We start from the raw sequence: 11,892 nt of genomic DNA, 5'->3' as shown, positions 1-11,892 counted from the left end.
CGAGTGGCAGTACGGATGCGATCCGGTGATCACCATCCGGTAGTCCCTGAGGAGTTCGACACCTTCGGCGTGCAGGTCTTCATCAGTAATGACATCAAAGCGCTGACCGAAATGTTCAAGTCAGGTCAGGATATGCGTGTCCGCATTGAATTGCCACACGTTGGAGCCGATTCCATCGTTATGCAGACCATAGAAACAAAGTCTTATTCAGGATTCATCTCATATGCAGTGAGCGAGGACGTCAGGTTCTTGATCATCTTTCTCGTGCTACAATCTGTTTCGTTGGATTGAACGATACGATGGTTGCGTCGGCTGCTCCGCTATTGAGTCTTGCACAGTCTTTGCAATGGGGTCGCCCTGCGGCGCCACCAGTGATAGGCAATAACTGCGCAGTGGCCCAAAATTCAAATTCGGGACCCAGGTCACCATAGAAGAACGGCCTTGGTTCCGACACATTGCCATCAGAATACCTTCTTTCAATTGTCTATGTCTTGACTCTTGGAATGTCCTGTTTCTTCCGTGATGGTGTCCACGCCTGAGACGGGGTTGGGAGTCATATGAAAGACCGGTTGAAATTCAATACGGCATCATTTTGACAGTTTTGCGTCACGATTGACGGATTCAAAAAACCATTCCACTAAGGGTTCGAATATGACAGCAGTATTGTTAATGGTCGCTCTGCTTGCCGGATTGGCCTTTCGGCATCTCGGTTATCCGCCACTGCTCGGTTTCCTGCTCGCGGGATTCATTGCTCATGAGTTCGGCGTCGGTGAAATTGAAACGATTCGCCAGCTGGCAGACATTGGCATCACCCTCCTATTATTCACAATTGGCCTAAAGCTCAATCTTCGGGAATTGGCTCAGGTACAGGTTTGGGGAACTGCCGCGACCCACATGATTATTGCGGTTGTGCTGACTGTACCGGTGATTATCCTGGCAGGATTGTTTTATTCACCGCTCGCGCTCGGTAGTTATTCAGCTGCCTGGATTCTGGCTTTCGCCCTGTCATTTTCAAGCACGGTATTTGCAGTAAAGATATTTGAGCAAAGAGGTGGACGATCTTCGCTTCACGCAGACATCGCGATTGGCATTTTGATCGTACAGGATATTTTTGCGGTCTGCTTTTTGGTTTTCACCAGCGATGAATTGCCCAGTTTGTGGGCATTGGGATTGCTTGTTCTGCCGTTGCTGAAACCATTGTTCACGCGGATTCTTGACCGAGTCGGATACGGAGAGTTGCTTGTTCTTTTCGGAGTGGTTGCTGCTTTCGGCGCCCATGAACTGTTTGAACTGGTTCACCTTAAAGGCGATCTTGGCGCACTGCTGATCGGCGTATTCCTTGGCAATTCTACGAAATCGAAAGAACTATACAACAGTCTGATATCGGTGAAGGACTTGTTTCTTATTGGTTTTTTTCTGCAAATTGGGTTTTACGGGCTGCCATCAGCGGAAATGCTGCTGGTTGCGCTGGCACTTTCTTTGCTGATTTTCATACGTCCGCTTTTGTACTTTTTTCTTCTCGTAGCGTTTGGCCTTCGGGCTCGAACTGCGTTTCTCTGCGGGTTTTCGCTGTTCAACTATTCTGAGTTCGGGTTAATCGTCGGGTCAATCGCAGTTTCTTCAGGGATGCTTTCTTCGCAATGGCTGACCACTTTGGCTCTAGCGATGGCAGTTTCACTATTTATTGCAACGCCTTTCAATACCTGGGTGCATGAGCTGTACAGCAAAAGCTCGGACTTTCTGCAGAAATTCGAACGCCGCCAACGCCTCGAGCGGGATAAGTTCTCTTCGCTCGGTGACACTGATTGTGTCATTCTCGGTATGGGGCGCGTCGGCCTTGGCGCATATAGGCAATTAAGAAAACAGTTCGGCGACAGCGTTATCGGTGTGGAACAGAATCTCGACCGTGTCAACAAATTGAATCGGCACGGTTACCGCTGTATTCTCGCAGACGCCAGTGACTACGATTTCTGGCTTGACGCGAAACTGACTGAAAGACGATTACTGTTTGTGAATCTGTCGAACCATCAGGAGAATTTGCATGTCGTCACGCTGGCTAAACAATTCAACTACAAAGGCGTCCTTGCCGTGATTTCACGCTATCCTGAGCACACTGCGGAACTTGAGGCCAAGGGCTGTATTGCTTTCAATCTGTACGCAGAAGCGGGGCGCGGGTTCGCTCAGTGTGTGCTTAGAAAAATGAAAAAGAAGCGGTTTGCGTAAATCCGGGGTATCAAGTCGGTGTATTGACCAGTAGTTTCTCGCCGGTGATCCAAAATCGCAAATTCGCTTTACCCCAGCATACAAAAGAAAACGGGGCTACACGCATGCCACAACGAAACCTTGGTTCCCCCAAATACAGATACCCGATGACGGCTGGCAGGCACTGGTTGATGAGGATGGCAGTGTTTCGGAAACCGAATTTGAGACCCGCACACCGCATGCGATGGAACACAGGCAGGGGGGCGTTTTGTCTGATGGTGCACAATAGATGGGTGGTGAGCGATGAGCAGATTGTGTGGTGGTACAACCTGAGAGCTGACATATCAGAAAGCAAGCTGAAGGACATTCGATGACTTTTTGACCTCGGGGAGATACTGGCAGTCTCTATCTGCGGATCAGGGATTTTAGAGAATTATTCCAATGGGCAAGCCAAGTTCATAATCCCCTGATGCACGGCATCCTCCATTCGGACCTGTCAATTGTCTGAACTGTCGTATTCTGATGACGAATTCCGATCATCCAGCACCACGGAAATTCGTCGATTGTGTCGACCCTTGCTTTCAATCTTCACCACCTTCACATGCCCGATTTCCTCGGTATTCGCAACATGTGTCCCGCCGCACGGCTGGATGTCGATTCCGTCGAAGTGAACCAATCTGACCGATCCCTCAATCGGCGGAACTGGCACCGAAAGACTGTCGACCAATTCCGGATTAGCACTGAGTTCAGCAGTTGAATAACTCAGGCTTTGGCATTGTGCGTTCTGTTCAATGAGAAGATTCAGGCTGGTGGAAAGCTGATTCTTGTCATAGGTTTCCGAGGTATCAAAGTCTACGCGGCCGCGGCCATCATACACCTGCGCACCAGTTACCTTCCCCGATATCACCGCGCATAAAAGATGAAGGCAGCTGTGCATGCGCATCAGCCGATGGCGGCGCTCCCAATCGATTTCCAGATAGATGGTGTCACCGACCTGCGGCAGTTGGGCCAGGTCTTCGATAAAGTGATCGATGTCTCCGGTCGCGCGATTGCGCTGAGTATCTGTAATCGGGTATTCCCGATCACTGCTGTCAAAATAAACACCGATGTCACCGGGCTGTCCACCGCCGGTAGGATAAAAAACAGTGCGATTGACGGTGAAACTTCCGGCGTCCGCATCGACTGTCTGGACAACAGCCTTGCACTCTCGCAGATACGGAAAAGTCTGAAACAGTTCCTCGCTCACGGAATGCTCCGGATGATGGGTTTTGCCGGACTCGACTTCGGATTTCAGGCCTTGGGCCGTTCCGAGCGGGAATCGTACATCGGTCTAAGGGACGCCGTAACAGGAAATCGTTCTCCCGCCACCTCAATCTCGTAACTTCCACTGTTGACGAAGTCCGCACTGACGCCCTGCTCACATCCGACGTAGCCAAGCCCCACGCAAGCCCCCAGCGCATAGCCATACATGCCGGAAGTCACACGCCCGACTATCTCGCCGTCACGATAGATCGGTTCCTCGTGGTAGATCAACGGTTCCGGATCCTCGAACAGAAATTGAACCAATCGCCGATTCGGCAACTTACCTCGCATCGGTTCAAGGGCATCCTTACCGATGAATCCGCCGTCCTTGTCCCACGCCACAGCGAATCCGAGTCCCGCCTCAATCGGATTGTCCTCATCAGCAATGTCGTGACCGAAGTGACGGTAGGCCTTTTCGATCCGCAATGAATTCAATGAAAGGTAACCACAGTGAACCAGCGAAAACTCCTCTCCAGCGGCGACAATCTCGTCATAGACATGCTGTACGAAGTCAGTGGGGATGTATAACTCCCATCCAAGCTCCCCGACGTAGGTGATTCGGGAGGCCCGCCCAAATGTCATACCGAGTTCAATTTCCCTTGACGAAAGAAATGGAAACGCCTCATTCGAAAGATCGGCTGTCGTCACCTTCGAAAGCAGATTACGCGAATTCGGCCCCATGATCGACAATACTGAATATCCGGATGTCACGTCAGTGACCACAACATGCATGTCATCCGATACATGTCGTTGCAGCCAGCTCAGATCGCGTTGCTGGACCGCGGCGCCGGTGACCACCAGATAACGGCGTTCTGACAGCCGTGTGACTGTGAGGTCCGCCTCGATACCACCGCGCTCATTTAACCACTGCGTATACACAACCCGGCCCGGCTCGACTGCAACATTGTTGGCGCAGATCCGATTCAGAAATGTCTCGGCATCGCGACCTTCAACCATGAATTTGGCGAACGAAGTCTGATCGAATATACCGACGTTGCTTCGTACCGCTTCGTGCTCCGCACGCACATTCTCGAACCAGTTCTGACGTCCGTAGGAGTATTCGTATTGAGGATTGCGCTCGCCGGGCGCATACCAGTCAGGGCGTTCCCAGCCGTATGTCTCACCAAAGCATGCGCCTCGTTCGGCCAGACGGTCGTGCAACGGCGATTTGCGGACGTTCCGAGAGGTTTCAGGTTGCCGAAATGGCCAGTGCATGGCATAGAGAAGTCCTAATGTTTCCGAAATCCGATCGTGAAGATAGCGGCTGTTATTCTGCATCGGCGCGATTCTGCGGATATCCACGTCCCAGTAGTCGTTCAATGGGTGTCCGTGTGCGATCCATTCGGATATGACCTTGCCCGCGCCGCCGGATGACTGAATTCCAATTGAATTGAACCCCGCGGCCACAAAAAAACCTTTCACCGTCGACACCTCACCCAGATAGTATCGGTTGTCCGGGGTAAAACTCTCCGGCCCGCAGAAAAAGGTATGAATACCGGCACTGCCCAGAATGGGTACGCGGTGCAACGCGTTGTTCAGCGCGTCCTGGAAATGATCCCAGTCCTCCGGCAACTGATCAAAACAGAAATCCTCAGGTATGCCATCCATTCCCCATGGCTTCGCATTCGGCTCGAATGCGCCTATGAGCAGCTTTCCCGCATCTTCCTTGTAGTATGTGTAACCCGTTGGATCGCGCAAGACCGGCAAATTCGATGGCAAGTCGCTGATCGGCTCGGTTACGACATAGAAATGCTCGGCAGCATGCAATGGAACTTCCACACCGCACATCAATCCAATCTCTCTCGCCCACATGCCTGCACAGTTGACAACGACTGGTGCCGATATGTCGCCCTGATCGGTCTGAACGCCACACACCGCACCGTTCTCAACAATGATGTCTGTCACCTTGACATTCTCACGAATCATCGCACCATGCATTCTCGCTCCTTTCGCATAGGCCTGAACCAGATCCAAGGGGTTAATCTGACCGTCTTTGGGGATAAAGACCGCGCCGACCAGGTCGTCGATATGCAGTGCCGGATAAAGATCCTTGGCTTGCGAAGGTGTGATGACATCGGCTTTGATACCGTACGCACGAGCCATGGAGACTGAACGCTTGAGCTCCTCAAAGCGCTGATCATGAGGAGCGACCGCGATCGAACCGTTGACGCGGTATCCCGTTGGCTGCCCGGTTTCCTCTTCGAGATTGGCGAAAAGTTCGGTGGTATACTGCGCGAGCCGCGTAAGGTTGTAGCTCGATCGCAATTGGCCGACCAGTCCCGCGGCATGCCATGTTGTTCCGCAACCCAATTCCCTGCGTTCAAGCAGTACGATATCTTCCCATCCCATTTTTGCAAGATGGTATAGGGTGCTGGTGCCGACACAGCCGCCACCGATAATGACTACACGCGCTTTTGCAGGCAGACCTGAATCCATTTCAGCTGAAATATTGATTGACTTGTAGTTGACAGATGAACGAAACGACATTTTATAGCAAGAATCGGATTGCAAGGCAGTCGCAATTTTCCGAAAATGGTTGGTAATGAATCACTTGAATTACGGTCATAATCAGATGAATGATTACCAAAGAATCGAACGGGCCATACGGTACCTGGAGACGAGCTATGTCCATCAACCGGCACTTTCTGAAGTCGCAGCGCATGTCGGACTGAGTGATTACCATTTTCAGCGGCTCTTCAGGCGCTGGGCCGGCATCTCACCGAAAAGGTTTGTCCAATATCTGACTGCACAGTTGAGCGGTCAGCTCCTTCGCGACCAATCCGATATGATGGATGTCATCTCGGACACCGGTCTGTCGAACCCCAGTCGATTACATGACCTTATGGTGAATGTCTATGCGATGACGCCGAAGGAGTATCGTGACTGCGGCGATTCGCTGACAATCGAGTATGGCTGGCATCCTACACCGTTCGGAACCTGCCTGGCGGGAGCAACTGACAAAGGGTTATGCTGGATGAGTTTCCACGACAGCGAAGAGGGACTGGTCGCGCTGGGCAGCCAGTGGGCAGCAGCGGACCTTGTCATGAATCCGGCAAAGACAGCCGAACTGATCAGTCGGATATTCGAAACCGACGAAACAGACAAATCGATCATGTTGCACCTCAAGGGCACCAACCTGCAGATTCGGGTGTGGAAGGCGCTGCTCGAAATTGCTCCCGGGGAGATTGTGTCCTACAGCCGGCTCGCAAGCAGGGTTGAGCGGCCGAATGCGGTTCGGGCAGTGGCTTCAGCGGTCGGCCGAAACGCCATCTCCTACGTCATTCCCTGTCACCGGGTACTTCAGAAAGGTGGTGGTATCGGTGGATACCGATGGGGGACCAGCCGCAAGCGAGCGATGCTGACCTGGGAAAGTGCGAATACTGCCGCAAGCTTGCCCGTCAGCTGAGCGACTCAGCCAGTTTCTTCACCTCATTGACAAAAAACTCAATCTCATCATCTGAGTTGTAGTAGTGCACCGGGCTGCGAATTAATGAATCCAAGCCCCACTCTTCCAAATCTGTCAGGGCACAGTTTCTTTTGGAAACACCGACATTGATATTTTTCTTTCGCATCAGCTGTTGAAACTCCTCAGCATTGATACCGTCGAGTGTGAAAGTGACGATGCCGCACTTTTCCTTACCCTTATCGCGCAGTGTTACGCGCTCGATCAGTCCCAGTTGCTCGCGTAAGCGGTCCGCAAGAAAGCGAATTCGCGAATAGATATCAGCCAATCCCCAGGACATGGCGTAGTCAACTGCCGCTCCGAGCCCGATCCGCGCGGCAATGTTGGACTCGAACATTTCGTAACGTCTCGCGCCGGCTTGCAACTCGTAGGTCTGCGGGCCGGTCCAGGTTGCCGCGTGCAGGTCCAGTGTGACCGGCGGAAACCTTTCAAGCATCTGCTCGCGCACATAGAGAAATCCTGTTCCCCGCGGTGCCCTCAGGAATTTCCTGCCAGTAGCTGACAACGCGTCGCAGCCAATCTGTGTCACATCCAGTGGCATCTGCCCGGCCGACTGGCATGCATCAACAATATAGGGAATGTTGTAGTCACTCGCGACCTGACCAATGTCATTGATCGGATTGACGAGCCCGTTATGAGTCGGAACATGCGTTACCGAAATCAATCTGACGCGGTTATTGATCATGGATTCAAGTGCCCGAACATCCAACTGACCGGTGTCGTCATCCGGCACAACCTCAACTTGCGCACCGGTCCGCTCAGCGACCTGAAAGTAGGCAATCATGTTCGAGACGTACTCAGACTTGGACGTGAGAATGCGATCACCCGGTTTCAATGTCTGGGCGATGCCGTAAAACACGGCGTTCCATGCGACTGTTGCGCTTTCGGTCAAGGCAATTTCGTTGGACGAACAGTTGATCATGCTGCCGATGGAGGAGTAGACTGCGTTCAGTTTTTCCTTGGCCTCTTCTTCAGCTTCATAACCGCCGCGAATTGTTTCGAGCTCAATATGGCCTCGAAATGCGTCAATCACCGGTATCGGCATCATCGCTGAACCGGAATGGTGCAAGTGCACCACACCTAAACAACCGGGTGTATCCCGTCGAGCCAATTGAGTGTCAAATACCATCAATCTGTCCATCCGTGATGACGTAAGATCCATACAACATAACGCTTGCCCATCAAGTGAAAAATATGCGGTCGGTTTGAGGATGCCAAGAAAACCGCGGTAGGCGAACCCTGTATTTCTATCTTCAATCTATTTCGGGTACAAATATATATCAATTTTCTTTTTTTGAGCCTTTCATCGTTTCACACGGGTGCGATCGAAAGTGAAGCGGAATGTTTCACCAGTGACAGGTTTTGTTCGGCATTGGTTTTTCTGTGCACCGAGGGTGAGGCGGGCGCGGTGACAATGTGGTGTGCATTTGCCAGTGGTATGAGGTGCGCTGGGGGATAGAGGGGTATTTTTGATGCCTTGAAGATCGGCTGTCAGATTGAGAAACGCCAGTTTGATGATGCCGAAGACCTGCTCAAGTGCCCGGCGTTTGGTGCGATTGCTGCGTGGCGGGTGTTTGACTTGCATCGGATGGCGAAATACGAACCTGACAGGCCGACCGATGAGATGATGGTGATTCCAGGCGTGATTGTCCCCTGTGCAGTGGCGATAACCGCGTAAATCCACGGTTGCCGTCGTGTAGTCTTTGTGCAGTCCCTCTACTTTAAATCGAGTGCTTTTTTGCGTTCGTTTGCCCAGGTACGGATGATCTGATCAACAGCAAGTCCAATAAAGGCAACACAAAGTCCCAGCGTCAGTCCGATCCCCGTGCCCCGCGGATCGGAAATGGCCTTGAGGATGAGTTGTCCGAGGTCGGTGGTGCCGATAAAGGCACCAATGATGACCATGAATAAAGCAAATATCACGGTCTGATTCACACCCAGCATAATGTGCGGAAATGCAAGGGGCAGCTCGATGGATATCCACCTTTGCAAACGCGATACACCCATCATGGAGCCTGCATCATGCAGTACGGACGGGACGCTTCTTAGACCTTCGACCGTATAGCGCGTAGCTGGAACGGTCGCATAGACTATTGCGGCAATGATGACCGAGGTGTCGGTGATGCCGAAAAGCATAATCACCGGTATCAGATAGATGAATGACGGAAAGGTCTGAAGGAAGTCGCAAATCAGCAGAATGAACCTGCTGGCGCGATTACTCTGTGCACAGACCGATCCTAGACTCACACCAAGAACAACCGAAACAATCACTACAAAAGAGGTGATGTAGGCAGTAATCAAGGCCCTGTCCCAGTATTCCGACAAGGCAATGAACAGCAAGAATCCGCCAATGATGAGCGCTGAGCGTATGCCCGCCAGAATGTAACCCACCCCCATCATGAGCACGAACGTTGCCGCAACGGGCATGGCAAGGTAGGTGTTTTTCATGGGCACCAGCACTTTCGTGATCAAGAACTCATTGAATCCCTTCAGCGTGAAAAAGAATGTATCCCAAGTCCAGTCCACAGCAGATTGCCAGTAGGGTGCGGTGGTAATCCCCTTGTTGTGCGGAACGATATACAAATAATTGAACCCGTCCTTAAAAATCAAACTGCCCAGGTATGCCAGCAGGCAGCCGGCAACAAAGACTGCGGCGGCGGCCAGCGAATACTTGTGTCGCCGCACAAAAGACAGGTTGGCAAAGTAGTCCGTCTGCTTATTCGCCCAAGCCAGTGACATTTTGTCCAGCACCACCGCGATTACGACGATGCAAATCCCGATTTCGATACCGGTACCGACCTTCAGCGAGTTCAGTGCAATCATAAGATTGGATCCCAGACCCTGGGCGCCGATAAATGAAGCGATGACGGTCATCGCAAGGCATTGCATGACCACCTGGTTGACGCCGATCAGAATATCTCGTCTTGCAGTGGGAATCAGCACCCGGAACATCAGTTGCCACCCGTTACAACCGCTCATCATGCCTGCATCAACAACATCACCGGGTACCATTTTCAGTCCCAGCAGAGTCAGTCGAACCATCGGCGGCGTGGCAAACACGATGGTTGCAATCGCCGCAGCGTGATCTCCGACACCGAAAAGCACGATGACCGGAACCAGGTATGAGTAGTGCGGCATGGTTTGTGCGACATTCAGAATCGGATTCAGCGCTGCTTCAATGAACCGGTTTCGATAGGCCCAGATACCCAAAACGATACCGAGAACGACCGATACTGGTGCTGCGATCAAAACAAATGACAACGTTTCCATCGATGGCTTCCACTGTCCGAACAGCGCGATGTACACGGTGCACAGTGCCGCTAGAACAGCCAGTCCCTTCCCTTGCAGCCTGTATGCCAGAATCACGGCCCAGCCCAGGATCACAATCCATGGAATGGCCGGCAGCCGCGCCCACGGATTCTCGTTGATGAAATCCCAACTGGTGAACACAACAACTGTTTTGTTACCGCCCAGAATGATTTCTCGCAGAAAGTTGATGACGAACAGAAATCCACTGGATACAGAACGCGTAAATTCCCTGAAGAGCGGCTTTTCTTCATAGTCTTCGATAACCGGGTCGTACACCTGAACCGGCATCCAGTCAAACATCAGATGGTTCACAGCATCGTTAATGATCGTCGGGATGCTTTTCAATAGCGGCGGCAGACGCCAAAGAATATTGGATTCGTCAGGAGAGATTGAAAAACAAAGCAAAAAGAACACCGCCAGCACAAGACCGAACTGATAGAGCCTGGGGTGTTTCTGAAAGCGTGCTGCCATCACACAGTGTAGCCGGTCCGCGCGGGTTCAGTCGGACCGTTCTCCGAACAGGACATTCAGTACATGGGATGAATGAAGTGTCCCCACTATATCACCGTCAGAGTTGGCCACTCCGACAGGTTTGTCCTGTCCAAGAATGTCTTCGGCGACAGTTTCGATAATGGTGCCAAGCGGAACTCTAAGCTCGCTCAGCTTCTCTGAGGGGTCTGCGGGGTCCATAACGGAATCGACTTTAAGGACTTTCTCCCGCGGCACGTCCTTTGTAAACCTGCGTACATAGTCGGTCGCCGGACTCAGCACAATATTCGCCGGCGTGTCGAGTTGCTCAACTACGCCATCTTTCATGATCGCCATTCGGTCTGCAAGACGCAGGGCCTCGTCGATATCGTGAGTCACAAACAGGATCGTTTTGCTCAAAACCTTTTGCAATCGAAGAAACTCATCCTGCATTTCCTTGCGGATGAGGGGGTCCAAGGCGGAAAACGGTTCATCCAGAAACCAGATGTCAGGCTCTGCGGCGAGCGAACGCGCGATACCCACTCGTTGCTGCTGACCGCCGGAAAGCTCTCTCGGAAAATAATTTTCCCGACCCTGAAGTCCAACCAGCTGAATCATCTCAGAGGCTCGTTCAACACTGTCCCTGGTTTTGCTTCCCTTGACCTGGAGCGGGAAGGCTATATTCTCCAGTACCGTCTTGTGGGGAAGCAGACCGAACGACTGAAAAACCATGCCCATTTTTTTGCGGCGAAGTTCAATCAGCTGCTTGCGGCCAAGAGCCAGCAGGTCCTGACCTTCAATAAATATTTTCCCAGCGGTCGCATCGGTCAAGCGGGAAATACAGCGCAGCAGCGTCGACTTTCCTGACCCTGACAGTCCCATGATCACCACCAGCTCTCCGCTGTAGACCTCTAAAGACACGTTATTGACGCCGACAATCAGTCCGGCCTCGAGAAACTTGTCGCTTTCTACTTTTCCATCGGACTGTTCAAGCATCGATTTGGCATTGTTGCCAAATATTTTGTAGACAGACTCACACTTGATTATGGTCTTGGGTTGCGAAGCGGATGAGTCTTGAGCCGACATAAATCAAGTGCCGGTTGCGAACATCTTTCTTTCAAAAGGGATCAGGCTGATCATCGCGGGAA

10 protein-coding genes are annotated in these 11,892 nt (G+C 51.9%); 5 read left to right on the top strand and 5 right to left on the bottom strand.

The genetic code is table 11. The features are described 5' to 3' along the window. Positions 1-15: 15 nt before the first annotated feature. The 3 genes from OXI60_02570 (at position 16) to OXI60_02560 (ending at position 2,576) form a co-directional block, all read left to right on the top strand. Positions 16-291, top strand: coding sequence for a hypothetical protein (locus OXI60_02570; GenBank protein MDE0308703.1), 276 nt, complete (start codon positions 16-18; stop codon positions 289-291). Positions 292-669: 378 nt separating this feature from the next. Continuing rightward, positions 670-2,223, top strand: coding sequence for a cation:proton antiporter (locus OXI60_02565; protein MDE0308702.1), 1,554 nt, complete (start codon positions 670-672; stop codon positions 2,221-2,223). 218 nt (positions 2,224-2,441) lie between these two features. Further along, on the top strand, positions 2,442-2,576 hold the full coding sequence (locus OXI60_02560) for a hypothetical protein (protein ID MDE0308701.1): 135 nt from the start codon (positions 2,442-2,444) through the stop codon (positions 2,574-2,576). Between the two features lie 122 nt (positions 2,577-2,698). Here OXI60_02560 and OXI60_02555 read toward each other — a convergent pair whose 3' ends face one another. Together OXI60_02555 and OXI60_02550 are read right to left on the bottom strand one after the other, a co-directional pair. Then, positions 2,699-3,448, bottom strand: a complete 750-nt coding sequence (locus OXI60_02555; protein MDE0308700.1) for an alanyl-tRNA editing protein — start codon at positions 3,446-3,448, stop codon at positions 2,699-2,701. Positions 3,449-3,492: 44 nt separating this feature from the next. Then, entirely contained in the window at positions 3,493-5,991 is a 2,499-nt protein-coding gene (locus OXI60_02550; protein MDE0308699.1) for an FAD-dependent oxidoreductase, read from the bottom strand. Between the two features lie 85 nt (positions 5,992-6,076). On the opposite strand from OXI60_02550, the gene OXI60_02545 reads away from it, so the two are divergent. Then, complete coding sequence (locus OXI60_02545; GenBank protein MDE0308698.1) at positions 6,077-6,910, top strand: methylated-DNA--[protein]-cysteine S-methyltransferase; 834 nt, start codon at positions 6,077-6,079, stop codon at positions 6,908-6,910. Here the strand turns inward: OXI60_02545 and OXI60_02540 are convergent. Then, positions 6,903-8,096 carry an aminotransferase class V-fold PLP-dependent enzyme gene (locus tag OXI60_02540; protein MDE0308697.1) on the bottom strand — a complete coding sequence of 398 codons (1,194 nt, stop codon included), beginning with the start codon at positions 8,094-8,096 and terminating at the stop codon, positions 6,903-6,905. The genes OXI60_02545 and OXI60_02540 overlap by 8 nt on opposite strands. A gap of 348 nt (positions 8,097-8,444) precedes the next feature. On the opposite strand from OXI60_02540, the gene OXI60_02535 reads away from it, so the two are divergent. Then, positions 8,445-8,645, top strand: coding sequence for a hypothetical protein (locus tag OXI60_02535; protein MDE0308696.1), 201 nt, complete (start codon positions 8,445-8,447; stop codon positions 8,643-8,645). 38 nt (positions 8,646-8,683) lie between these two features. On the opposite strand, the gene OXI60_02530 is transcribed toward OXI60_02535, so the two are convergent. Together OXI60_02530 and OXI60_02525 are read right to left on the bottom strand one after the other, a co-directional pair. Then, the gene (locus OXI60_02530) at positions 8,684-10,747 is read right to left on the bottom strand and encodes an ABC transporter permease subunit (protein MDE0308695.1); all 2,064 of its coding nucleotides are present in this window, start codon (positions 10,745-10,747) and stop codon (positions 8,684-8,686) included. 27 nt (positions 10,748-10,774) lie between these two features. Continuing rightward, positions 10,775-11,830: an ATP-binding cassette domain-containing protein gene (locus tag OXI60_02525; GenBank protein ID MDE0308694.1), complete on the bottom strand. Its 1,056-nt coding sequence runs from the start codon at positions 11,828-11,830 to the stop codon at positions 10,775-10,777. Between the last annotated feature and the right edge of the window lie 62 nt (positions 11,831-11,892).

The organism is Acidiferrobacterales bacterium (genome assembly GCA_028820695.1).
Taxonomy (GTDB): Bacteria; Pseudomonadota; Gammaproteobacteria; order Arenicellales; family JAJDZL01; genus JAJDZL01.
This window is presented reverse-complemented; position numbering and strand designations above follow the sequence as displayed.

What these genes read in the sequence shown, in the direction of transcription:
- OXI60_02565 (MDE0308702.1), top strand. Translation starts at nt 670, where the DNA reads ATGGTCGCTCTGCTTGCCGGATTGGCCTTTCGGCATCTCGGTTATCCG.
- OXI60_02560 (MDE0308701.1), top strand. Translation starts at nt 2,442, where the DNA reads ATGCGATGGAACACAGGCAGGGGGGCGTTTTGTCTGATGGTGCACAAT.
- OXI60_02550 (MDE0308699.1), bottom strand. Translation starts at nt 5,991, where the DNA reads ATGTCGTTTCGTTCATCTGTCAACTACAAGTCAATCAATATTTCAGCT.
- OXI60_02545 (MDE0308698.1), top strand. Translation starts at nt 6,077, where the DNA reads ATGAATGATTACCAAAGAATCGAACGGGCCATACGGTACCTGGAGACG.
- OXI60_02525 (MDE0308694.1), bottom strand. Translation starts at nt 11,830, where the DNA reads ATGTCGGCTCAAGACTCATCCGCTTCGCAACCCAAGACCATAATCAAG.
- OXI60_02570 (MDE0308703.1), top strand. Translation starts at nt 16, where the DNA reads ATGCGATCCGGTGATCACCATCCGGTAGTCCCTGAGGAGTTCGACACC.
- OXI60_02530 (MDE0308695.1), bottom strand. Translation starts at nt 10,747, where the DNA reads ATGGCAGCACGCTTTCAGAAACACCCCAGGCTCTATCAGTTCGGTCTT.
- OXI60_02540 (MDE0308697.1), bottom strand. Translation starts at nt 8,096, where the DNA reads ATGGTATTTGACACTCAATTGGCTCGACGGGATACACCCGGTTGTTTA.